The following is a 23057-nucleotide window of genomic DNA, read 5'->3' on the forward strand; positions in this document are numbered from 1 at the left end:
AACTGCTCTACCAACTGAGCTAACGCCCCCATATGGGGTTTACTGCTTTACTCTTTTCAGGAACCCACCGCGATATTGGTGGGGCGTGCAGGATTCGAACCTGCGACCAATTGATTAAAAGTCAACTGCTCTACCAACTGAGCTAACGCCCCATACGGGTGTTGCCTGAAATATTTTTTACTCGGAACCACCAAAAATAATTGGTGGGGCGTGCAGGATTCGAACCTGCGACCAATTGATTAAAAGTCAACTGCTCTACCAACTGAGCTAACGCCCCACTTTTTTTGCCGCTGATACTACGCTGGATACTGCTTACTGCTAAGTTAGTGGTGGGGCGTGCAGGATTCGAACCTGCGACCAATTGATTAAAAGTCAACTGCTCTACCAACTGAGCTAACGCCCCACTTTTTTTGCCGCTTTCGGGCTGTTTGATATCCCTTGGCAACGGCGGCATATATTACTGATTTCAGATTTTAGCGCAACAAAAATTTCGATGTAAATAACTCAACTGCTTAGGAATCACACGACGCGACCAGAAATAACACGATTTCTGGTCGCATGGTGCGCATTACATCGCGCCGAGGCGTTTTTGCGCTTGTTTCGCGCCATCAGTACCAGGGTATTTAGTGATAACCTGTTGATAAACCGCTTTGGCTTTTTCTTTATCACCTTTGTCCTGCATGATGACGCCAACTTTGTACATCGCGTCTGCAGCCTTCGGTGATTTCGGGAAGTTTTTAACTACCGATGCAAAATAGAACGCCGCATCATCTTTTTTACCCTTGTTGTAATTCAACTGTCCCAGCCAGTAATTCGCGTTCGGCAGGTAGGTGGAATCAGGGTAATTTTTGATGAAGTTCTGAAATGCTTCAATCGCGTCATCCTGGCGGGATTTATCCTGCACCAGCGCAATTGCCGCATTGTAATCGGTATTCGCATCGCCAGAGCTTGCTGGAACGCCTGACGTCGCTGCTGCGCCTGCACCCGACGCAGGGGCCGCAGCCCCGCTCTGGTCGCCCGCTGCTGGTTGCGCCGCTGGCGTACCACCGCTGCTAAGACTGTCCATCTGCGTCAAAATCTGCTTCTGGCGCTCAACAACCTGATTCAGTTGATACTGACTTTCCTGAATTTGACCACGCAGGGAATCAATATCGGACTGGTTATCGGAGAGTTGTTGCTGGAGTTGGGTTAAAAGCTGACTGTGAGCGTTAGAAATACGCTCGAGTTGAGTGACACGGTCTTCGACCGAGCCTGAGCCGACACTACTGATTGGCGCCTGTGCAAAAGCGGCCCAAGGGGCCGCTATGCCAACCAGTAACGACAGACTCAACAGGTGATGTCTGAAGTTACTGCTCATGCAATTCTCTTAGTAAACCAGTACGGCACGACGGTTTTTGGAGTAAGCCGCTTCGTCATGACCCAGTACTGCAGGTTTTTCTTTACCGTAAGAAACGATGGAGATCTGGTCAGCAGAAACGCCTTTACCCTGCAGGTACATCTTAACGGCGTTCGCACGACGCTCACCCAGGGAAATGTTGTACTCAGGAGTACCACGTTCGTCCGCATGACCTTCTACGGTGACTTTGTAAGACGGGTTGCTACGCAGGAAGTTAGCGTGCGCATCCAGCATTGCAGCGAAGTCAGAACGGATATCGTACTTGTCCAGATCAAAGTAAACGATGTTGTTCTGCTGCAGCTGTTGCATCTGCAGACGCGCTTGCTCTTCGGAGGACATGTTGCCGCTGCCGTTTGCATCCATACCAGTGCCGGCACCCAGCATGCCTTCGCTGCCGTCATTGCTGGCGTTCTTGTTAGAAGAACATGCCGCAATAGCCATAACAGGCAGAGCAATCATCAGCCCTTTCAGCACTTTGTTCAGTTGCATTTCAATGATTCCTTTATTAATCAATTATTTATTATCACAGATACGGCGACCAGGCAGGGAATTTAACCTGACCATCGGTTGCCGGAAGACGCGCCTTGAAACGCCCATCTGTAGAAACCAAATTCAGCACGGATCCCATCCCCTGAGAAGAGCTGTAGATTACCATAGTGCCGTTAGGTGCCAGACTTGGCGTTTCATCCAGGAACGTTGACGACAGAACTTGTACGCCACCCGCTACCAGATCTTGTTTGGCAATGTGTTGCTGCCCACTGTTTGAGCTTACCATTACCATAAATTTACCGTCGCTGCTGACATCCGCATCCTGGTTTTGCGAACCTTCCCAGGTTATGCGCTGCGGAGCACCGCCGTTGACATTAACTTTGTATACCTGCGGACGCCCGGCCTGGTCAGACGTGAAGGCCAGGTTTTGGCTGTCCGGGAACCAGGTTGGTTCCGTGTTGTTGCTGCGACCATCAGTGACCTGACGGATTTGGCCAGAGCCAATGTCCATCACATACAGATTCAGACTACCGGTTTTAGACAGGGCAAATGCCAGTTTGCTGCCATCCGGAGAGAATGCTGGCGCACCGTTGTGACGCGGGAACGACGCAACCTGACGCACAGCGCCGTTAGACAGCGTCTGGATAACCAGTGCAGAACGACCGCTTTCAAAGGTTACGTAGGCCAGTTTAGACCCGTCCGGAGACCATGCCGGAGACATCAACGGCTGCGGAGAACGGTGAACCACAAACTGGTTGTAGCCATCGTAGTCAGACACGCGTAATTCATACGGGAACTGGCCGCCGTTAGTCTGAACAACGTACGCGATACGGGTACGGAATGCGCCCTTAATACCGGTCAGTTTTTCAAACACTTCGTCACTGGCAGTATGGCCCGCGTAACGCAGCCACTGTTTGTTCACTTTGTAGGTGTTCTGTGCCAATACGGTACCCGGTGCACCACCGGTATCCACCAGCTGATAAGCCACGCTGTAGGAACCGTCCGGATTCGGCGTAACCTTACCGACTACTACGGCATCAATACCCAGCGCAGACCATGCCGCAGGCTGAACTTCAGCCGCAGTGCCCGGCTGCTGAGGCAGACGAGACCGGTCTAATGGGTTGAATTTACCGCTGTTACGCAGGTCAGCGCCCACGATACCACCGATATCTTCAGGTGCAGCACCCGGCCCTGCCCACTGGAACGGGACAACACCAATCGGGCGCGCCGAGTCCACCCCTTGGGTGATCTCGATACGTACTTCTGCATGCAGCACCGCTGCCCACAGCATCAGAAAACCAAATGCTACTCGTAATGCCTGCTTCATCATATCTCCCTTATCTGGACCAAAAGCCCACGATAATTTAGCAGAATGTTAACAAACTCAAATACACAAAACTACCAGAACTCTGTCTCAACCTTAGACTGTTTTCGTCCGAAAATACGGAAAAACAGGTTTAAGGTTTAAAGTCCAGCGGTGCGTTTTTAAAGACTTCATATACTGCCTGGCTCGGTGGCTTAGGAATCTTAGCCTGTCGAGCTGCCGCAAGTGCAGCCTGACAGAGCGCAGGATCGCCGCCTTCCGACTGAATACTCAGTAACATCCCGTCAGGAGCCAGTTTTATACGCAACGAACAGGTTTTACCTGCATAGGATGATGCGTCGTAAAACTTACTCTCGATAGCCGTTTTAATCTGCCCGGCGTAGTTACTGATCTCAGCGCCTGATGCACCATTATTTTTAGTATTACCACTCCCCGCCGGAGCAGCGTTACTACCTTTCGCGCCACCACCTGATTTCGGTGCATTCTTACCGGAGCTTAAATCACCTAACAGATCGTCAACGCCAGAGGCGGAGGCAGCTTTCTCCGCCGCGGCTTTTTTAGCAGCTGCAGCTTTATCAGCAGCAGCTTTCTTGTCTGCGGCGGCCTTTTCTGCAGCGGCGGCTTTCTTGTCTGCTGCCGCTTTTTCGGCTGCTGCTTTCTTATCAGCAGCGGCCTTTTCAGCGGCGGCAGCTTTCGCGGCTGCGGCTTTCTCTGCAGCTGCAGCCGCCTTCTCTGCTGCGGCCTTCTCGGCAGCAGCTTGCTTAGCGGCTTCTGCTTGTGCTTTTTTCGCTGCATCTGCAGCAGCCTTGGCGGCTTGCGCCTCGGCAACTTTCTTCGCATCAGCGGCGGCTTTTGCTGCGGCGTCAGCCTCTGCTTTTTTCGCCGCGTCAGCGGCGGCTTTCTTCGCAGAATCTGCAGCTTGTTTCGCCTGAGCGTCCGCCTTGGCTTTGGCGTCTGCAGCAGCTTTCGCCGCCGCTTCTTCAGCCTGCTTCTGTTGCTCCTGCGCTTTCGCGGCCGCAGCTTCAGCCTGTTTTTGCTGTTCCGTCTGTTCGCGCACTTTTTCCTGCGCGGCTAAACGTTCTTTCTCTAGCTGCTTCAGTCGTTCCTGCTCGGCCGCCTGCTTCTCACGAAGTTCCTCGGCCTGCTGCTGCGCCTGCTTTTCACGCTGTTCTTCTGCGCGTTTCGCACTTGCCTGCTGCTGCTGTTGCCTGTCGTACTGTTGAACAACGGCACCAGGATCGACCATGACGGCGTCAATAGACGAACCGCCACCGCCGCCTGAAGCATCAATGTGCTCATCGAACGAACTCCAGATCAGTACCGCAAATAAAATGACATGCAGCACCGCTGAAATAATTATCGCCCGTTTGAGCTTGTCGTTTTGTTCGGTTGCCTTTGACACTCTGGGTTCCCAAAAAACTGTTCGCCTGTTACGCGCTATCTTTCAAGCCAGGAATACGCAGACATCAGATTGGCTGCGTCATCAAGCCAACCGATTTCACGCCTGCGCTGTGTAACAGATTCAGCGCTTTAATTATTTCATCATAAGGCACGTCTTTCGCACCACCGATTAAGAAGACCGTTTTCGGATTGGTCTGCAGGCGGCTTTTCGCTTCCGCGATAACCTGCTCCGGCGGCAGTTGATCCATTCTGTCTTTCTCAACCACCACGCTGTACTGCCCAACACCGGAAACTTCAATAATGACCGGTGGTTCGTCGTTACTGCTGACGGCCTGCGATTCGGTCGCATCCGGCAGATCGACTTCCACGCTCTGGGTAATGATCGGCGCCGTTGCCATAAAGATCAGCAGCAGCACCAGCAGTACATCGAGCAGCGGTACAATATTGATTTCGGACTTAAGTTCGCGACGACCTCGTCCACGCGTTCTGGCCATGGTTTACCCCTTGTTGCTCTCGCTAACGGTAAACGCCTGGCGGTGCAGAATCGCGGTGAACTCTTCCATGAAGTTGTCGTAATTCAGTTCCAGCTTATTCACACGCTGATTCAGTCGGTTGTACGCCATTACCGCCGGGATTGCCGCAAACAGACCGATTGCGGTGGCAATCAGTGCTTCTGCGATACCCGGAGCAACCATTTGCAGGGTTGCCTGTTTTACCGCACCGAGGGCGATAAACGCATGCATGATCCCCCAAACGGTACCGAACAGACCGATATACGGACTGATGGAACCGACGGTGCCGAGGAACGGAATATGCGTTTCCAGTGTTTCCAGCTCACGGTTCATGGAGATACGCATCGCACGGGATGCCCCCTCAACCACCGCTTCCGGTGCATGGCTATTAGCCCGATGCAATCGCGCAAATTCTTTGAATCCGCTATAGAAAATTTGTTCAGAACCCGTCAGGTTATCACGACGCCCCTGACTTTCCTGATACAGGCGCGATAATTCGATGCCGGACCAAAACTTGTCTTCAAACGCTTCTGCTTCACGTGAAGCCGCATTCAGTATACGGGTCCGCTGGATAATAATGGCCCAGGATGCGATTGAGAAACCAATCAAAATCAACATGATAAGTTTAACCAGAAGGCTTGCCTTCAGGAACAAATCAAGGATATTCATGTCAGTCACTGCTTAAACTCCGCGACAATAGACTTGGGAAGCGCACGAGGCTTCATCTTGAGTGGATCAACGCAAACAATCAGAACTTCGGCTTCATTCAGCACGGTGTTCTCTGCGTTGACAATGCGTTGCGTGAAAACCAATGAGGTGCCACGCATTGACGTAATTTCGGTTTGGACTTCGAGCATGTCGTCGAGCCTGGCTGGCGCAAAATATTCCAGGGTCATCTTGCGCACCACAAAGGCTACACGTTCGGCCAGCAGCACTTGCTGACTAAAGTGATGATGACGCAGCATCTCTGTGCGTGCTCGTTCATAAAAAGCGACGTAACTGGCGTGGTAAACCACCCCACCGGCGTCGGTGTCTTCATAATAGACACGAACCGGCCATCGAAAAATATACTTATTCATTCTTACTGCCTCTTTGTTGGCTTCGCCCACTCACACCGGTTACTTACTTTTGTAAGCGCCAGGTGACTCGCGTTCTTGCCGCCGCGATGCTTCAAGAATGTCGTTTGTATATCGCGTTGTATTCACTTTACATCCCAGTAATGCAACAAAAGTTAGAGCTTTTAACCGGTGCTACTATACGCGCGGGAATGATGCTTTGGAATGGGGGAAAGTAAACGGAGAGTAAAAAATTATGGGCTTATGCAAGCCCATAAATATTTAAGGATGTTTCTTATTCAAAAGAAGAAGAAAATCAGACCAACCACCAGCACGATGTCGGCTATCAGCGGGCAGAAGATGCCCTGCCAGTGCACCGCGCGAGGACGAAACCCGACGCCATGGATAATGCCAGCGCAGACCGCCCACATCAGCAGAAGGCCATGCCAGATTTCAAGCTCGCTGGTTTTTGCTGCGAAGCGTGAGGGATCCCAAAAAATACATCCTGCCAACACTAACGCCATGACTAAAGAAAGCGCCCGCAAGGGGCGCTTATCCATCGCGTTATATAACATCGCGATAACGTTGGTCATTAGCTTTCTTCTGGCCCTGCTTTGCCTGCTTCGACATGCTCAAGCGCCAGCGCTGTGATTATCCCAAATGCACAGGCAAGAAGCGTTCCCAAAATCCATGCGAAATACCACATTTTAAGCTCCTTACTTAGTACAGAGAGTGGGTGTTGTTTTCAATATCTTCTTTGGTGATACGACCGAACATTTTCCAGTAACACCAGCTGGTGTAGAGCAGAATGATCGGTACAAACACCGCCGCAACCCAGGTCATCAGGTTCAATGTTCTCTGGCTGGAGGTAGCATCCCACATGGTCAGGCTGGCATTCATCATGGTGCTGGATGGCATCACAAATGGGAACATTGCGATACCCGCAGTCAGGATGATGCAGGCCAACGTCAGTGAAGAGAAGACGAACGCCCAGGCCCCTTTCTCCATACGAGACGTCAGGATGGTCAGCAGCGGCAGGGCTACACCCAGAGCCGGAACCAGCCACAGGATAGGTGCATTGTTAAAGTTCACCATCCATGCGCCCGCAACTCGCGCGACTTCTTTGGTCATCGGGTTAGAGGCAGCGTGGTGATCCAGTGCAGAGGTCACAACATAACCGTCAATACCGTACATCACCCAGACACCGGCCAGCGCGAAGCACACCAGAGTAACCAGCGCGGCAACCTGTGAAGTAGCACGTGCACGCAGGTGCAGTTCACCTACAGTACGCATCTGCAGATAGGTCGCGCCCTGAGTGATGATCATGCCCACGCTTACTACACCGGCCAGCAGACCAAACGGATTCAGTAACTGGAAGAAGTTACCGGTGTAGTACAAACGCATGTACTCATCCATATGGAACGGAACCCCTTGCAGCAGGTTACCGAACGCCACACCAATGACCAGCGGCGGTACGAAGCTACCAATGAAGATGCCCCAGTCCCACATGTTGCGCCAGCGCATGTCTTCAATCTTAGAACGGTAATCAAAACCGACCGGACGGAAGAACAAGGACGCCAGTACCAGAATCATCGCCACATAGAAGCCGGAGAACGCAGCGGCATACACCATCGGCCAGGCCGCAAATAATGCGCCGCCCGCGGTGATGAGCCAAACCTGGTTACCATCCCAGTGTGGGGCGATGGAGTTAATCATAATTCGACGCTCGGTATCATTACGACCGAGGAAACGGGTGAGCATGCCCACCCCCATGTCGAAACCATCAGTGACTGCAAAACCAATCAGCAGAATGCCAACCAGCAGCCACCAGATAAAACGCAATACTTCATAATCGATCATTTGACGACTCCTGTCTTAGCGTGCCGGCTGAGAAGTCACAGTGGACTGCTCGTAGTGATAACGACCGGTTTTCAGGCTGCTCGGGCCAAGGCGTGCGAACTTGAACATCAGGTACAGTTCAGCCACCAGGAACAGGGTATACAGGCCGCAAATCAACAGCATCGAGAAGATCAGGTCGCCCGCAGTCAGTGACGAGTTCGCCACGGCTGTCGGTAGCACTTCACCTATCGCCCACGGCTGACGCCCGTACTCTGCAACAAACCAACCGGACTCAATCGCAATCCATGGCAGCGGAAGCGCATACAGCGCCGTGCGCAGCAGCCATTTTTTCTCACCGATACGGTTACGAATGACGGTCCAGAAGGAAACCGCGATGATAGCCAGCATCAGAATGCCGCACGCCACCATGATACGGAACGCAAAGTACAGCGGAGCGACACGAGGAATAGAATCTTTCGTTGCCTGCTGAATTTGTGCTTCGGTCGCGTCGGTCACTTTGTCGGTATAGCGTTTCAGCAGCAGACCATATCCCAGGTCTTTCTTCATGCTGTTGAACTGGTCACGAACGGCCTGATCGGTGGAACCCGCACGCAGTTCTTCCAGCAGCTGATACGCTTTCATCCCGTTACGGATACGCTCTTCGTGCTGCACCATCAGGTCTTTCAGACCAATGACCGGCGTATCAACAGAGCGGGTGGCAATGATGCCCAGCGCGTAAGGGATTTGAATCGCAAAATGGTTTTCCTGCGCATCCTGGTCCGGAATACCGAACAGCGTAAAGGATGCCGGTGCAGGCTGGGTTTCCCACTCTGCTTCAATCGCGGCAAGTTTGGTTTTCTGCACGTCGCCCATTTCGTAACCGGACTCATCACCCAGAACGATAACAGACAGAATGGCAGCCATACCGAAGCTGGCAGCGATGGCAAAAGAACGCTTAGCAAATGCGAAGTCACGACCGCGCAGCATATAGTAAGAGCTGATACCCAGAACGAACATCGCGCCGCAGACATAACCAGACGCTACAGTGTGAACAAATTTCACCTGTGCAACCGGGTTAAGCACCAGTTCAGAGAAGCTCAGCATCTCCATGCGCATGGTTTCGAAGTTGAAATCCGCTGCAATTGGGTTTTGCATCCAGCCGTTCGCCACGAGGATCCACAGCGCAGACAGGTTAGAACCCAATGCCACCAACCAGGTGACGCACATATGCTGGACTTTACTCAGACGGTCCCAGCCGAAGAAGAACAGACCTACAAAGGTGGATTCGAGGAAGAAGGCCATCAAACCTTCGATCGCCAGCGGCGCACCGAAAATATCCCCGACATAGTGGGAATAGTAAGACCAGTTAGTCCCGAACTGGAACTCCATGGTCAGACCGGTAGCCACACCCAGAGCGAAGTTGATACCAAACAACTTGCCCCAGAACTTGGTCATATCTTTATAAATCTGTTTGCCGGAAAGGACGTAGACCGTTTCCATGATGGCCAACAAAAACGCCATACCCAGCGTTAGTGGCACAAAAAGGAAGTGGTACATCGCGGTCAAGGCAAACTGTAAGCGCGACAGTTCGACTATATCTAACATCATGACTCCTTGCTCATCGCATGAAGACTCCGAGAGTGAACCCCGTTAGAAAGGGTCACACGCATGCCCCAATACAAATTTATTTGCGTCCTTCCACCGTCGCTCTTTCTTCTCATTTGAAGAAAGGACAATGATGAAAAGTTACAAACATGTTAATAAAACACTCAAATTGATCCCGCAATTATATTACGCCGTAAAATCCTTACAATAAACAGGTTTTTATCGAGACAAATTTGCATTTTTCGATAGTGATCAATTTATAGCTAATTTACCACTTTCAAACCAATTTGATCTGCAGCAATTTAACCTCATTTGATGAGGTTTACCAAGTTTTAAACATTGATTTAAATCAATTTACAGATTTAATGTTAATGATGTTTACCGATAACATGACTAGTGAATTTCATGTTAATTTCTTGTTTTACAATAAGTAATCATAGTTACCATAAATGATAGGTTATTAATTAAAATCCACACGATCTTTTAAGCCATCAAGATGGCAACGGTCAGGAGGTAGATAAAGAGTCACTCTTGCTGGGTAGCTCACAGTTTTTTTTTAGCAAGCCATAACATTGTTATTTTATACAAATAATTCATTTTATTTTCACTTATAATTAACACCGGAATGTAACTATCTCAATCAGAAGTGAAATGCGGCTGCATTCAGTGACTCTACTGAGGCGGGATCACCGCCGCGCGCCGAAACCCAAACATCATCGCCCAAAACATCACTATAAGTTATAGGTCATTCCTTCTCTATGCTTATGCGACAAAGATTAAATATGTTCCGAACAATCTATTATCATTTTTATCTTAAATTTAACAAAAAATATTTCTGCCATATAAGATATATAAATAAAAAAACGTTATGTCGTTCACAAGTTATTTAGTGAGCCTACCTTTTTATATTATTAAAAATCGCACATTAAAACCTCGCATAACAAAATAAGATTTTGATCACAAAGATGGCAAGTCATTTATTAGTGAAATTACTAACAAAATGACAATGCGACAAAAACAACCACGCAACTAATTGAATTATCACAGATTTACTAAAATGCAATTATAACAATCATTTTAATCAGGATATTTTGAAAATAGATCAATTGCTTCCTTTTCAGCTTCCACAGAAACTCCGACTCTATTAAGAGGTTGTCACAATCCATGTTCTAAATATTAAAAAATAATTTTTACTTATTGACCATCAGCCCTACAGAGGATTCCCCATGAAGAAATCTACACTTGTTATTGGCGTTATCGGTGCTGACTGCCATGCAGTAGGCAATAAAGTTCTGGATCGCGTTTTTACCTCCCACGATTTTCACGTAATCAACCTCGGGGTGATGGTGAGTCAGGATGAATATATTGATGCCGCGATTGAAACAGGCGCGGATGCCATCGTGGTGTCATCTATCTATGGCCACGGTGATATCGACTGCCTCGGCTTGCGTGAGCGCTGCATCGAACGTGGCCTCGGCGATATTCTGCTCTATGTCGGCGGCAACCTGGTTGTGGGTAAACATGACTTTGCAGACGTCGAAGTGAAGTTTAAAGAAATGGGCTTTAACCGCGTCTTTGCACCAAGCCACGACCTGGAAGATGTTTGTGCGCTTATCACCAATGACATTCACCAACACAATGGCCTCGAGCAGCGTTGCCTGGAAGAGGCTATCTGATGCAAACAGTTTCTGTCGATATCGGCTCGACATGGACCAAGGCAGCCCTCTTCGCACATGAAGGTGAAGAATTAACGCTGGTAAACCATGTCCTGACCCCAACCACCACACATCATCTGGCAGACGGTTTTTTTGCCAGCCTGAATCAGGTGCTAAATGTTGCCGATGCTCGCCCGTTACTGAAAAGCGGTGAAGTGCAGTTGAAATACTCCTCGTCAGCCAAAGGTGGACTCGCAGTTGCAGCAATGGGGCTGGTGCCTTCCATTACGCTGGAATCGGCCAAAGTAACCGCCCATTCGGCTGGCGCAAAAATCGCGCAATATTATTCGTACAAACTTAACCGCCATGACATTCAGGAGCTGGAATCATCACCACCAGACATCCTGTTGTTTACCGGCGGCACGGATGGCGGTGAAGAAAGCTACGGTCTGGCTAATGCGCGTGCGCTGGCCGAGTCAAAGCTTGATTGCGCCATTATCTACGCTGGTAACCGCGACATTCAGGACGATGTGCAAACTCTCCTGGGACATAAAGATCTGACTACGGTAGATAACATCCTGCCCGATCTCGACCACCCTAATCCGTTTGCTGCTCGTCAGGCCATTTGCGATGTGTTTTTGTCCCGCATCGTCAAAGGCAAAGGACTGGACGTTATTGTCGGCGAAACCGGTGAAGAGCCGATGCCCACGCCGTGGACGGTGTATGAACTGGTAAAAGCGATTAGCGACTACGACAGCGCATGGAAGGAATTCATGCTGATCGACATGGGCGGCGCCACCACGGATGTCTATTCAGCCAGCGCGAATACCCTCTCCCCTGACACCGTACTGCACGGCGTCCCAGAACCCTTCGTCAAACGTACTGTTGAAGGCGATCTGGGGATGCGAGTTTCCGCCGTTGTCGTCGGAGAAAGCACGCAGGAAATGGTGAAAGTTATCTTTGCCCAACAGCCACAGCGCGAAGAGGCGTTTTACCGCTATCTGCGCCATCTGGTTGGGCAGCCGGATTACCTGCCACTCAGCGAGGAAGAGAAATATTTCGACACCCTGCTGGCAGGTTTGTGCGTGGGCTATGCCACTGAGCGCCACGCGGGCACTAAAAAGCAGGTTTGCACCTGCGTAGGTAACGTGGATTTACAGATGGGTCGCGATCTCACCACCGTACGCAAAGTTGTCGGTTCAGGGGGATGGCTCTCGCGCGCCAGCCAGTTTGATATTCATAACTGGCTCAAATATCGGGAGTTGGACGACCAGGGTAAAAGAATTCTGTTACCGAATCAGTTTGAGTATTACCGCGATTCACATGGCCTGCTCCCTCTACTGGCAAACGTCGCCAGGCTGTACCCGCAAGCCGCTGCTCGCACCAGCATTCAGTGTTTAACCCTATAAAACATAAGGCAGCTACGAATGGAACTTCGAAATAAAAAACTGACCCATGACGAATTTATGACCGAAAGGCTGCAGGTGTTACAAACCTGGAAAACCGGCAAAGACGTTGAGAACTTCGAAGATGGCGTGAAGTACCAACAAACAATTCCAGACCAGAAGCGCTTCTCCCTCGCGCTGTTGAAGGCCGATCAGGAAGGTAAAACCCTGAGCCAGCCGCGTGCAGGCGTTGCATTAATGGATGAGCACATTGCGCTGCTCAAAACATTGCAGCAAGAGTGCGACCTGCTGCCCAGCACCATCGATGCTTATACCCGTCTGAACCGTTATGAAGAAGCCGCCGTCGGGATCCAGAAATCTATCGAAGCGGGTACGTCCAAGCTGAATGGTTTACCGGTCGTCAACCACGGGGTTGCTGCCTGCCGCCGGATGACGGAATCCCTGGAGAAACCTATCCAGGTTCGCCACGGTACGCCAGATGCGCGCTTGCTGGCAGAAATTGCCATGGCCAGTGGTTTTACCAGCTACGAAGGTGGCGGTATCTCTTACAACATCCCTTACGCCAAGCGCGTCACCCTGGAAAAATCCATCCGTGACTGGCAGTACTGCGACCGTCTGATGGGACTGTACGAAGAAAACGGGATTCGCATTAACCGTGAACCCTTTGGTCCGCTGACCGGCACCCTGATTCCGCCATTCATGTCTCACTCCGTCGCGATCATCGAAGGTCTGCTGGCGCTGGAGCAAGGCGTGAAGTCCATTACGGTGGGCTACGGCCAGGTCGGTAGCCTGACGCAGGACATTGCTGCGATTCAAGCGCTGCGTGAACTGTCACACGAATACTTCCATAACTACGGCTTCGACGACTATGAGCTGAGCACCGTATTCCACCAGTGGATGGGCGGATTCCCGGAAGACGAAGCGAAAGCTTTCTCCGTCATCGCCTGGGGTGCGGCAGTGGCTGGCATGTCTGGCGCAACAAAAGTGATCACCAAGAGCCCGCATGAAGCATTTGGTATCCCGACTGCGGCAGCAAACGCCCAAGGCCTCAAAGCGTCACGTCAGATGCTGAACATGGTTAGCGACCAGAAATTCCCGCAGTGCGCAGCCGTGGAGCAGGAAGTAGAACTGATTAAGAGCGAAGTCCACGCAGTGCTGAAGAAAGTCTTCGAACTGGGTAATGGCGACATTGCACGCGGTACCGTGCTGGCCTTTGAAGCAGGCGTACTGGACGTGCCTTTCGCACCTGCAGCCTGTAATGCTGGCAAAATCCTGCCGGTTCGCGATAACTCAGGCGCAATCCGTATTCTTGAAGCCGGCTCCGTACCGTTGCCGAAAGATATTCTCGCCCTGCACCACGACTACGTCGCAGAGCGCGCCCACTTTGAAGGCCGCAAGCCTTCTTTCCAGATGGTCATTGATGACATCAACGCCGTATCCCACAGTAAATTAATAGGAAGACCATAATGAAAATTAAACAGGCCCTTTTCACAGCTGGCTACTCCTCATTTTATTTTGACGACCAGCAGGCCATTAAAGACGGCGCAGGTCACGATGGGTTCATCTATACCGGCACGCCGGTAACGCCTGGATTTACTTCTGTTCGCCAGGCGGGTGAATGCGTTTCGGTTCAGCTGATTCTGGAAAACGGCGCGGTAGCGGTCGGTGATTGTGCGGCCGTACAGTATTCCGGTGCGGGCGGTCGTGACCCGCTGTTCCTGGCAGAGAACTTCATTCCGTTCCTCAACGATCACATCAAACCGCTGCTGGAAGGCCGCGATGTCGATGCGTTCCTGCCAAACGCCCGTTTCTTCGACGAACTGAGCATTGACGGTCGTCTGCTGCATACCGCCGTTCGCTACGGCCTGTCTCAGGCGCTGCTGGATGCCGCTGCGCTGGCGACCGGTCGTCTGAAAGCAGAAGTCGTTTGTGACGAATGGCAGCTGCCATGCGTTCCGGAAGCGATTCCTTTATTCGGCCAGAGCGGCGATGACCGTTATATCGCCGTAGACAAAATGATCCTCAAAGGTGTGGACGTTCTGCCGCACGCGTTGATCAACAACGTCGAGCAGAAGCTGGGCTTTAAAGGTGAAAAACTGCGTGAGTATGTGCGCTGGTTATCCAACCGCATCTTAACCCTGCGCACCAACGAAGCGTATCAGCCTACGCTGCACATTGATGTGTACGGCACCATCGGTCTGATTTTCGATATGGATCCGGTTCGTTGCGCCGAATACATCGCCAGCCTGGAAGTTGAAGCACAGGGCCTGCCGCTGTACATCGAAGGTCCGGTTGATGCCGGTAACAAACCGGATCAGATCCGCATGCTGACTGAGATCACCAACGAGCTGGCTCGTCTGGGCTCCGGCGTGAAAATCGTGGCCGATGAATGGTGTAACACCTATCAGGATATCGTCGACTTCACCGATGCGGGCAGTTGCCACATGGTGCAAATCAAGACCCCGGATCTGGGTGGTGTTCACAACATCGTTGATGCAGTGCTGTATTGCAACAAACACGGAATGGAAGCCTATCAGGGCGGCACCTGTAACGAAACCGAGATCAGTGCACGTACCTGCGTACACGTCGCGCTGGCCGCGCGTCCAATGCGCATGCTGATCAAACCGGGTATGGGTTTCGATGAAGGTCTCAACATCGTGTTTAACGAAATGAACCGCACCATCGCGCTGTTGCAGACTAAGGATTAAGAGATGGCACGCACATTTAAGATCTTATCGCCTACGGCTATCCTGGGTTATGGCTTCCCGGAAGAAAGTTTTCGTAAAGCCATGGAAGAGTCACCGGATCTTATTGCTGTTGACGCGGGTTCCTCCGATCCTGGCCCCCACTACCTCGGGGCAGGTAAACCGTTTACCGACAGGGCCGGCGTAAAACGCGATCTGCGCTATATGATCGTAGCAGGCGTTAAGAACAACATCCCGGTGGTCATCGGCACAGCCGGTGGTTCAGGTGCTGCTCCGCATCTGGAGTGGTGTCGCCAGATTATCCATGAGATTGCGCAGGAAGAAAAACTGTCCTTCTCTATGGCGCTGATCCCGTCTGATGTCGACAAAGAGGTCGTTCATCAGGCGCTGGATAACGGCAAAATCACCGCCCTGGATTTTGTCCCTGAACTGACTCACGAGGCGATTGAAGAGAGCACCTACATCGTCGCACAGATGGGCGTCGAGCCTTTCCAGCGTGCGCTGGAAGCCGGTGCGCAGGTGGTACTGGGCGGACGAGCCTACGATCCGGCCTGCTTCGCCGCACTGCCGATTATGCAGGGCTTTGATGAAGGTCTGGCGCTTCACTGCGGTAAGATCCTTGAGTGTGCTGCTATTGCCGCCACCCCGGGCTCCGGCTCAGATTGTGCGATGGGGATCATTGACGACAACGGCTTTACGCTGAAAGCGTTCAATCCAAAGCGTAAGTTCACTGAAACTTCCGCCGCAGCGCACACTCTGTATGAGAAGTCCGATCCGTACTTCCTGCCGGGACCGGGCGGCGTGCTGAACCTGAAGGCGTGTACCTTCACGCAGGTAAACGACGGCGAAGTGTATGTCAGCGGCTCACGTCATGAAGAGACGCCGTATGCGCTGAAACTGGAAGGTGCACGTCAGGTTGGCTTCCGCTGCCTGACCATCGCCGGGACACGCGACCCGATTATGATTGCCGGAATTGACACCATTCTTGAAGAGGTACAGGCAAGCGTAGCACGTAACCTTTCACTGAATGATGACAGTATCCGCATGACGTTCCACCTGTACGGGAAGAACGGTGTGATGGGCAATCATGAGCCGATTAAAACCGCCGGTCACGAACTGGGGATTTTACTGGACGTGGTCGCACCGACGCAGGATATCGCCAACAGCGTCTGCTCGCTGGTGCGCTCTACCCTGCTGCACTACGGCTATGAAAATCGCATTGCGACTGCGGGCAACCTCGCTTTCCCGTTCTCGCCATCTGATATTCAGAGTGGTCCGGTGTATGAGTTCTCAATCTATCACCTGATTGAAGCAAGCGATGCACTGCGTTTTGATTTCCACATTGAACAGGTCACGCCAGAAGGAGTTCAGGCATGAAACACTCAATTTGTTCACTGGCGCAGGTCATCCGTTCCAAAAATGCCGGACCGTACGAACTGGTTTTAGATATTTTATTTAAAACCAAGGAAGACTATCAACGAGTGAAAGCGTCCGAGCAATTAACACCGCAACTGATTGCTGGATTATATAATGTCGAGCCTGACTTTATTCATAACATTGTCTGGTTTGACCCGGCAAATGCGGTAAAGATCGTCATGCCTCGCGATATTATTTCCGGCAACGTCGGTGACAATGATGTTTATGGCGCGCAGCAACATGCTCCATTATTAAGTATTGAGTTCGATTTGTAATAAAAAACAAAATAACAACCATTGGAGCACAGAATTCAGCAGTATCACAGTGCTTCGAAGTATTCATGCGGTTGGTCACAACAGGCGTGCGCCTGAGCTACTGTTCCAGCTCAGGTGCCCGCCACCCTACACAATTTTCATTACCAGCCTTTATCCGATGGAGTACACATGAAGAAAATTAGTTTAACGAAGATGATCATATTAGGCCTGATACTCGGCATGATTGCCGGGGTGGCCATAAATAATATGGCTGCGGCTGAAACAGCAAAATCTTATGCAGCGGATATTTCTATTTTCACCACTATATTCTTACGTATGGTGAAAATGATTATCGCGCCATTGGTTATCTCCACACTGGTTGTTGGTATTGCCAAAATGGGCGATGCCAAAACGCTGGGACGTATATTTTCTAAAACCTTTTTCCTGTTTATTTGCGCCTCTCTGGTGTCAATTGCGCTGGGTCTGGTTATCGTTAACATCTTCCAGCCAGGTGCGGGCATCAACTTTGTTCCGCATGACGTCGGTGCTGTCGCAGCCGTTAAGTCAGAGCCGTTCACGCTGAAAGTATTTATCTCGCACGCGGTACCGACCAGTATCGTTGACGCGATGGCACGTAACGAAATCCTGCAGATCGTGGTGTTCTCAATTTTCCTCGGTTGCAGCTTGGCCGCCATTGGCGAAAAAGCCGATCCTATCGTGAAGGTACTGGACTCGCTGGTACACGTGATGCTGAAGCTGACTGGCTACGTCATGCTGTTCGCACCGCTGACCGTTTTTGCTGCGATTTCCGGTCTGATTGCCGAACGTGGTCTGGGTGTGATGGTGAGCGCCGGGATCTTCATGGGTGAGTTCTACCTGACGCTGGGTATGCTGTGGGCCATCCTGATTGGTCTGTCAACGCTGCTGATTGGTCCTTGCATCAGCCGTCTGACCAAATCCATTCTCGAACCGGCTCTGCTGGCCTTTACCACCTCCAGTTCTGAAGCGGCCTTCCCAGGCACGCTGGATAAACTGGAGAAGTTTGGCGTCTCTTCCAAAATTGCCAGCTTCGTACTGCCTATCGGTTACTCGTTTAACCTGGTCGGCTCCATGGCCTACTGCTCCTTTGCCACCGTCTTTATTGCCCAGGCGTGCAACATCGAACTGAGCATGGGTGAGCAAATCACCATGCTGTTGATCCTGATGCTGACCTCTAAAGGGATGGCGGGTGTACCGCGTGCGTCCATGGTAGTTATCGCCGCTACGCTGAACCAATTCAACATTCCGGAAGCCGGTCTGATCCTGCTGATGGGCGTCGATCCGTTCCTCGATATGGGTCGTTCTGCCACTAACGTAATGAGTAATGCCATGGGTGCTGCCATCGTGGGTCGTTGGGAAGGTGAACACTACGGCCAGGGTTGTCGCGGAACTGCACCAGTGAAAACCCCGGAACAGGATCGTCCGGTTACTGAAACGGAAGTTGCTTTGTCTTAATCATTTGATAACTGCGATCTGTAGACCGGGTAAGGCGTTTACGCCGCTATCCGACAAGAGAGCCACACCTGATGGCGACGCGAAGCGTCTTACCAGGTCGATAAGGTTTTTCCGGTCTACGGATCTTTTTTCACAACACCACCAGGAAAACACAATGAATAAAACACTTCTCGGCGTAAGTCTCTTTTCTTTCAGCGTCTTGTTTAGCGCAACCACGTTCGCGCAAACCACGCCGGATTACGCCAAATTGATCGAACAGGCACACCAGAAATTTAAAAGTAACAATGACGGAAAAGTCGCCGACTATATCCCTGCTCTGGCGACCTATAGCCCGAAAAATTTTGCCATCACCATTGCCACCGTTGACGGCAAAATCTACCAGGTTGGCGATGTCAACAAACCCTTCCCGATGGAATCCCTGAGCAAAGTTTTCACCATGGCATTGGCTATGGAGCAGCATGGCCCACAGGTGGTTCTGGATAAACTCGGCGCCAATGCCACCGGCATGCCATTCAACTCAGGCTTAGCCGTTGAACTGACCAAAGGCGCACCGGAAAACCCGCTGGTTAACGCCGGCGCAATGAGCACCGTTAGCCTGATTGAAGCCAAAGACAAAACCGATCGCTGGAACAAAATCCTCGATAACCTGAACGTCTGGGCAGATGCCAAACTGACCGTGAACGAACCGGTGTTCAAATCTGAAATGGATACCAACCAGCACAACCAGGCGCTGGCGAAGCTGATGGAATCCTACAACAGCTTCTATGGCAACACCGACGAAGCCGTTGAAATTTATACCCGTCAATGCTCAGTCGATATCACCGTTGAGCAACTGGCCAAAATGGGTGCTGTCCTCGCCAACAAAGGAAAGTCTCCGTTTAACGGCAAGCAACTGTTGAACGAAAAATATGTGCCGCAAGTATTGGCTGAAATGGCGATTGCCGGGTTGTACGACGGCAGTGGCAAGTGGCTGTATACCGTCGGCCTGCCGGCGAAAAGCGGCGTTGGCGGCGGAATGGTTGCTGTTGTCCCGGGTGAATATGCGATAGCTGTTTATTCTCCGCCGCTGGATGAAGCCGGTAACAGCGTTCGTGCCCAGAAAACTATCGAATATGTCGCCGAAGCGACAAAAGCCAACGTCTTTTTAGCGAAATAAGCCCGTGCCGGATAGCGCTAACGCGTATCCGGCCTCCTCGCTAAAACTTCTCCGGCCAGCAAAGTTTGCTTTTTTGTTGGCCGGAACCGACGTTACCTAAAAACCTAAAGGTGAGAAGTAAAAATGTCTAAACCATTTGTCTGGCAGGAACTCTTTGTTCAGAGTAAAGATAATACAGAATATGAATTACTCACTAACCAATACGTTACGGTAACTGAGTTAGACGGAGAGGAAGTGATCAAGGTGGCGCCTGAGGCGTTAACCTTGTTGGCACAGCAGGCATTTTATGAAGCGTCCTTTTTCCTGCGCGCCGGACATTTGAAGCAAGTAGCCAGCATTTTGCACGACCCGCAGGCCAGCAGTAACGATAAATATGTCGCACTTCAACTGCTGCGCAATGCGGAAGTTTCCGCCAAAGGCGTACTGCCCAACTGCCAGGATACCGGCACCGCAACGATTGTTGCCAGCAAAGGACAGCAGGTCTGGACCGGCGGCGATGACGCGGAAGCATTAAGCAAAGGCGTGTATACCACCTTCACGGAAAATAACCTGCGCTATTCGCAAAATGCCCCGTTGGATATGTACACCGAGGTCAATACCCAAACGAACCTGCCTGCGCAAATCGACATCAGTGCAACTCCGGGTAACGAATACCGCTTCCTGTTCGTCAATAAAGGCGGCGGCTCGGCCAACAAAGCGGCGCTGTATCAAGAAACCAAGTCCATTCTGCAGCCAGAAAAACTCACCGCCTTCCTGATCGAGAAAATGAAATCACTGGGCACCGCTGCCTGTCCGCCGTATCACATTGCGTTCGTCGTGGGCGGGCTCTCTGCCGATCAATCGCTGAAAGTGGCTAAGCTGGCTTCAACAAAATATTACGATAACCTGCCAACCAGTGGCAACGAACTGGGTCAGGCGTTCCGCGATACCGCACTGGAGGCGGCGTTGCTCAATGCCAGCCGCGAGTTTGGTATTGGCGCACAGTTTGGCGGTAAATACTTCGCGCACGACATTCGCGTCATTCGCCTGCCACGCCACGGTGGCTCCTGCCCTATCGCCATGGCCCTCTCCTGCTCTGCAGACCGCAATATTAAAGCCAAAATTAATAAGCACGGTATTTGGCTGGAGAAACTTGAACATAATCCGGGAAAATTTATTCCCGATTCTCAGCGCGTAGAAAACAGCGGTCAGACCGTACAACTGAATCTGGATCGTCCGCTGCGCGAGATCATGCAGGATCTGTCCGCACTGCCGATTGGCACCCGACTGTCACTCAGCGGCCCAATTGTCGTTGCCCGCGATATCGCCCATGCCAAGATCAAAGAACGTCTGGATAACGGCGAACCGATGCCGGAATACATGAAAAATCACATTGTGTATTACGCCGGTCCCGCCAAAACGCCTAACAATCTGGCCTGCGGTTCAATGGGCCCCACTACCGGCGGGCGCATGGACGGTTATGTCGATGCTTTCCAGGCAGCAGGCGGCAGTTTGATCATGTTGTCAAAAGGCAATCGCAGCAAGCAGGTGACCGATGCTTGTCAGAAGCATGGTGGATTTAACCTTGGCAGCATCGGCGGCGCAGCGGCGCTGCTGGCCCAGCAGTATGTGAAGAGCCTGCATTGTCTTGAATATCCTGAACTGGGTATGGAAGCGGTGTGGATGATGGAAGTGAAAAATATGCCCGCCTTTGTATTAGTGGATGACAAAGGCAACAACTTCTTTAGTCAGTTTGAGCAGCAGCATCGCTGCACAACCTGCCCTGCAGGACATTAAGGAGCAACAATGGAAGTGCGAGCCAATGACGACAGGCACCGCCAGCGTCAGCAGAAACTGAAAGATCAGGTTGATACCCGCGTGGCGGCGGCAACGGAAAAGAAAGGGATTTTGATTGTCTTCACCGGCAACGGTAAAGGAAAATCCACTGCCGCCTTTGGTACCGCGACGCGCGCGGTCGGCCATGGAAAAACCGTTGGCGTCGCGCAGTTTATTAAAGGCCAGTGGGATAATGGCGAATACAACACGTTACAACCGCTCGGCGTTGAATTCCATATTATGGGCACCGGCTTCACCTGGGAAACCCAGAACAAGGAAGCGGACATTGCGGCAGCAACGGTGGTCTGGCAGGAAAGTAAGCGCATGCTCGCCGATGCGCACTACGATCTGGTCGTACTGGATGAACTGACGTATATGTTGGCGTATCACTATCTGGATACTCAGGAAGTGATCGCTGCCATCGAGAATCGTCCAGCCGAACAGAGCGTAATTGTCACGGGCCGCGGATGCCACACGCTTTTACTGGAACTTGCCGATACGGTCAGTGAGATGCGTCCGGTCAAGCACGCGTTTGATAGCGGTATTCAGGCACAAGTTGGGATTGACTGGTAGGAAAAACACGCCGGCCTACAATATTGTAGGCCGGCGTTGTCATCACGTCACTGACACCACAGATTTACCGAGTAACCAGTTACGGAAAGTCTGTAAATGCGGAGATTCCGCCTTCTCTTCACGCCACGTCATAATGAACCGGTTGCCGGTACGCATCGGGACATCGCAGGGAATCACCATATCACCGCAGTCCAGATCGTGCTGAATAGCAAATCGGGGTAACAACGCGACGCCCAAATTCGAGCGTACCGCCGCGATCAGCATCGAGAGCAAATCAAAGCGCGGACCTTTATTGACTAACGGACTGCTGACATCAGACAACGCAAACCATTCCTGCCAGCCTTTGATACGCGTACTTTGGTGCAACAGAGGAAACTCATTCAGCAGATCGGTTACCGCCAGCTTGCGATCGGCTTCGTTCAGCAGGCATCTGCTGCATACGGGTAAAATTTCCTCTTCGAAAAGGTACTCCACCCCAGACCATGGCGAGTAAAAATCTTCCCGCATGATTGCCGCGTCGTATTCACGATTGAGAAAATCGCCGATATTCGCCAAAGAGTGAATATTAACGATAATATCAGGGTTAAGTTTATTGAACTCACGTAAGTTAGGAATCAGCCAGTGCGTACTAAACGTAGGATTAACCGCCAACTCAATAACCTGCACGGTCGGTTGCCAGGTCATTATGGTGGTGGTGTCACGTTCCAGTTTGTTAAGCGTTTCCTTGACGATAGTTAAATAATGCTTCCCTGCCGCATTTAAGAAAATTCGCTTTTTGGCATGATTAAATAGCGCTGTATTTAGAAAGTCCTCCAGCGCATTCACCTGGCGAAAAACAGCACTTTGTGTCAACGCAAGCTCTTCTGCTGCCCGGGTATAACTTTCGTGACGCGCAACCACTTCAAAAGTTACCAGCAACTCCGTCTTCGGTATTTTTCCTCTCATAACCTCTTCCATATGCA

22 protein-coding genes and 3 tRNA genes are annotated in these 23057 nt (G+C 51.3%); 10 read left to right on the forward strand and 15 right to left on the reverse strand.

Translation table 11 applies throughout. From position 1 onward, the window contains the following. Positions 1-76: 76 nt before the first annotated feature. The 14 genes from FDW88_RS08850 to cydA all read right to left on the reverse strand — a co-directional run bounded on the left by FDW88_RS08850 (position 77) and on the right by cydA (position 9621). Positions 77-152, reverse strand: a tRNA-Lys gene (locus tag FDW88_RS08850). Between the two features lie 49 nt (positions 153-201). Continuing rightward, positions 202-277 (reverse strand) — tRNA-Lys (locus tag FDW88_RS08855). A 50-nt stretch (positions 278-327) separates the two neighbouring features. Continuing rightward, positions 328-403, reverse strand: a tRNA-Lys gene (locus FDW88_RS08860). A 165-nt stretch (positions 404-568) separates the two neighbouring features. Further along, positions 569-1357, reverse strand: a complete 789-nt coding sequence (gene cpoB / locus FDW88_RS08865) for a cell division protein CpoB (RefSeq protein ID WP_096757816.1) — start codon at positions 1355-1357, stop codon at positions 569-571. Positions 1358-1366: 9 nt separating this feature from the next. Continuing rightward, positions 1367-1885, reverse strand: coding sequence for a peptidoglycan-associated lipoprotein Pal (gene pal, locus FDW88_RS08870; protein WP_006685431.1), 519 nt, complete (start codon positions 1883-1885; stop codon positions 1367-1369). 34 nt (positions 1886-1919) lie between these two features. Beyond that, a complete protein-coding gene (gene tolB / locus FDW88_RS08875; RefSeq protein WP_096757817.1) occupies positions 1920-3212 on the reverse strand; it encodes a Tol-Pal system beta propeller repeat protein TolB in 1293 nt (430 codons plus the stop codon). A 130-nt stretch (positions 3213-3342) separates the two neighbouring features. Then, positions 3343-4611, reverse strand: coding sequence for a cell envelope integrity protein TolA (gene tolA / locus FDW88_RS08880; RefSeq protein ID WP_137362408.1), 1269 nt, complete (start codon positions 4609-4611; stop codon positions 3343-3345). A 64-nt stretch (positions 4612-4675) separates the two neighbouring features. Beyond that, positions 4676-5104, reverse strand: coding sequence for a colicin uptake protein TolR (gene tolR, locus FDW88_RS08885; RefSeq protein WP_005125437.1), 429 nt, complete (start codon positions 5102-5104; stop codon positions 4676-4678). A 3-nt stretch (positions 5105-5107) separates the two neighbouring features. After that, positions 5108-5800, reverse strand: a complete 693-nt coding sequence (gene tolQ, locus FDW88_RS08890; protein ID WP_096757819.1) for a Tol-Pal system protein TolQ — start codon at positions 5798-5800, stop codon at positions 5108-5110. Then, positions 5797-6201, reverse strand: coding sequence for a tol-pal system-associated acyl-CoA thioesterase (gene ybgC, locus FDW88_RS08895; RefSeq protein ID WP_045441116.1), 405 nt, complete (start codon positions 6199-6201; stop codon positions 5797-5799). The genes tolQ and ybgC overlap by 4 nt, the downstream gene beginning before the upstream one ends. A gap of 275 nt (positions 6202-6476) precedes the next feature. Beyond that, positions 6477-6770, reverse strand: a complete 294-nt coding sequence (gene ybgE / locus FDW88_RS08900) for a cyd operon protein YbgE (protein WP_096757820.1) — start codon at positions 6768-6770, stop codon at positions 6477-6479. Next, positions 6770-6883, reverse strand: a complete 114-nt coding sequence (cydX, locus tag FDW88_RS08905; protein WP_096757821.1) for a cytochrome bd-I oxidase subunit CydX — start codon at positions 6881-6883, stop codon at positions 6770-6772. The genes ybgE and cydX overlap by 1 nt, the downstream gene beginning before the upstream one ends. 14 nt (positions 6884-6897) lie before the next feature. Further along, on the reverse strand, positions 6898-8037 hold the full coding sequence (gene cydB, locus FDW88_RS08910; protein WP_115259034.1) for a cytochrome d ubiquinol oxidase subunit II: 1140 nt from the start codon (positions 8035-8037) through the stop codon (positions 6898-6900). Between the two features lie 15 nt (positions 8038-8052). Then, entirely contained in the window at positions 8053-9621 is a 1569-nt protein-coding gene (cydA, locus tag FDW88_RS08915) for a cytochrome ubiquinol oxidase subunit I (RefSeq protein ID WP_096757823.1), read from the reverse strand. 1226 nt (positions 9622-10847) lie between these two features. Here cydA and glmS point away from each other — a divergent pair. From glmS to cobO, 10 genes are all read left to right on the forward strand, one after another. Continuing rightward, positions 10848-11297: a methylaspartate mutase subunit S gene (gene glmS, locus FDW88_RS08920; RefSeq protein ID WP_096757824.1), complete on the forward strand. Its 450-nt coding sequence runs from the start codon at positions 10848-10850 to the stop codon at positions 11295-11297. Then, a complete protein-coding gene (gene glmL, locus FDW88_RS08925) occupies positions 11297-12685 on the forward strand; it encodes a methylaspartate mutase accessory protein GlmL (RefSeq protein ID WP_115259035.1) in 1389 nt (462 codons plus the stop codon). Before glmS ends, glmL begins: the two co-directional genes overlap by 1 nt. An 18-nt stretch (positions 12686-12703) precedes the next feature. Further along, a complete protein-coding gene (locus tag FDW88_RS08930) occupies positions 12704-14149 on the forward strand; it encodes a methylaspartate mutase subunit E (protein ID WP_137362409.1) in 1446 nt (481 codons plus the stop codon). Continuing rightward, positions 14149-15390, forward strand: coding sequence for a methylaspartate ammonia-lyase (locus tag FDW88_RS08935; RefSeq protein WP_117342261.1), 1242 nt, complete (start codon positions 14149-14151; stop codon positions 15388-15390). Before FDW88_RS08930 ends, FDW88_RS08935 begins: the two co-directional genes overlap by 1 nt. A gap of 3 nt (positions 15391-15393) precedes the next feature. After that, the gene (locus FDW88_RS08940) at positions 15394-16764 is read left to right on the forward strand and encodes an acyclic terpene utilization AtuA family protein (RefSeq protein WP_096757828.1); all 1371 of its coding nucleotides are present in this window, start codon (positions 15394-15396) and stop codon (positions 16762-16764) included. Next, positions 16761-17078: a DUF4387 domain-containing protein gene (locus FDW88_RS08945; protein ID WP_115259037.1), complete on the forward strand. Its 318-nt coding sequence runs from the start codon at positions 16761-16763 to the stop codon at positions 17076-17078. The genes FDW88_RS08940 and FDW88_RS08945 overlap by 4 nt, the downstream gene beginning before the upstream one ends. A gap of 168 nt (positions 17079-17246) precedes the next feature. Next, positions 17247-18551 carry a dicarboxylate/amino acid:cation symporter gene (locus FDW88_RS08950; RefSeq protein WP_137362410.1) on the forward strand — a complete coding sequence of 435 codons (1305 nt, stop codon included), beginning with the start codon at positions 17247-17249 and terminating at the stop codon, positions 18549-18551. A 154-nt stretch (positions 18552-18705) separates the two neighbouring features. After that, positions 18706-19707, forward strand: a complete 1002-nt coding sequence (glsA, locus tag FDW88_RS08955; protein WP_137362411.1) for a glutaminase A — start codon at positions 18706-18708, stop codon at positions 19705-19707. Positions 19708-19830: 123 nt separating this feature from the next. Continuing rightward, positions 19831-21483: a class I fumarate hydratase gene (locus tag FDW88_RS08960; RefSeq protein ID WP_137362412.1), complete on the forward strand. Its 1653-nt coding sequence runs from the start codon at positions 19831-19833 to the stop codon at positions 21481-21483. Between the two features lie 9 nt (positions 21484-21492). Beyond that, complete coding sequence (gene cobO, locus FDW88_RS08965) at positions 21493-22095, forward strand: cob(I)yrinic acid a,c-diamide adenosyltransferase (RefSeq protein WP_137362413.1); 603 nt, start codon at positions 21493-21495, stop codon at positions 22093-22095. A 42-nt stretch (positions 22096-22137) separates the two neighbouring features. On the opposite strand, the gene FDW88_RS08970 is transcribed toward cobO, so the two are convergent. Then, positions 22138-23040 carry a LysR substrate-binding domain-containing protein gene (locus FDW88_RS08970; RefSeq protein ID WP_117342257.1) on the reverse strand — a complete coding sequence of 301 codons (903 nt, stop codon included), beginning with the start codon at positions 23038-23040 and terminating at the stop codon, positions 22138-22140. Positions 23041-23057 lie beyond the last annotated feature (17 nt).

This window comes from Citrobacter sp. wls829 (genome assembly GCF_005280825.1).
Classification (GTDB): Bacteria; Pseudomonadota; Gammaproteobacteria; order Enterobacterales; family Enterobacteriaceae; genus Citrobacter; species Citrobacter gillenii.

Coding starts and splice junctions, on each gene's coding strand:
- cpoB (WP_096757816.1), bottom strand. CDS start 1,357: ATGAGCAGTAACTTCAGACATCACCTGTTGAGTCTGTCGTTACTGGTT.
- pal (WP_006685431.1), bottom strand. CDS start 1,885: ATGCAACTGAACAAAGTGCTGAAAGGGCTGATGATTGCTCTGCCTGTT.
- tolB (WP_096757817.1), bottom strand. CDS start 3,212: ATGAAGCAGGCATTACGAGTAGCATTTGGTTTTCTGATGCTGTGGGCA.
- tolR (WP_005125437.1), bottom strand. CDS start 5,104: ATGGCCAGAACGCGTGGACGAGGTCGTCGCGAACTTAAGTCCGAAATC.
- ybgC (WP_045441116.1), bottom strand. CDS start 6,201: ATGAATAAGTATATTTTTCGATGGCCGGTTCGTGTCTATTATGAAGAC.
- ybgE (WP_096757820.1), bottom strand. CDS start 6,770: ATGACCAACGTTATCGCGATGTTATATAACGCGATGGATAAGCGCCCC.
- cydX (WP_096757821.1), bottom strand. CDS start 6,883: ATGTGGTATTTCGCATGGATTTTGGGAACGCTTCTTGCCTGTGCATTT.
- cydB (WP_115259034.1), bottom strand. CDS start 8,037: ATGATCGATTATGAAGTATTGCGTTTTATCTGGTGGCTGCTGGTTGGC.
- cydA (WP_096757823.1), bottom strand. CDS start 9,621: ATGTTAGATATAGTCGAACTGTCGCGCTTACAGTTTGCCTTGACCGCG.
- glmS (WP_096757824.1), top strand. CDS start 10,848: ATGAAGAAATCTACACTTGTTATTGGCGTTATCGGTGCTGACTGCCAT.
- glmL (WP_115259035.1), top strand. CDS start 11,297: ATGCAAACAGTTTCTGTCGATATCGGCTCGACATGGACCAAGGCAGCC.
- FDW88_RS08930 (WP_137362409.1), top strand. CDS start 12,704: ATGGAACTTCGAAATAAAAAACTGACCCATGACGAATTTATGACCGAA.
- FDW88_RS08935 (WP_117342261.1), top strand. CDS start 14,149: ATGAAAATTAAACAGGCCCTTTTCACAGCTGGCTACTCCTCATTTTAT.
- FDW88_RS08940 (WP_096757828.1), top strand. CDS start 15,394: ATGGCACGCACATTTAAGATCTTATCGCCTACGGCTATCCTGGGTTAT.
- FDW88_RS08945 (WP_115259037.1), top strand. CDS start 16,761: ATGAAACACTCAATTTGTTCACTGGCGCAGGTCATCCGTTCCAAAAAT.
- FDW88_RS08950 (WP_137362410.1), top strand. CDS start 17,247: ATGAAGAAAATTAGTTTAACGAAGATGATCATATTAGGCCTGATACTC.
- glsA (WP_137362411.1), top strand. CDS start 18,706: ATGAATAAAACACTTCTCGGCGTAAGTCTCTTTTCTTTCAGCGTCTTG.
- FDW88_RS08960 (WP_137362412.1), top strand. CDS start 19,831: ATGTCTAAACCATTTGTCTGGCAGGAACTCTTTGTTCAGAGTAAAGAT.
- cobO (WP_137362413.1), top strand. CDS start 21,493: ATGGAAGTGCGAGCCAATGACGACAGGCACCGCCAGCGTCAGCAGAAA.
- FDW88_RS08970 (WP_117342257.1), bottom strand. CDS start 23,040: ATGAGAGGAAAAATACCGAAGACGGAGTTGCTGGTAACTTTTGAAGTG.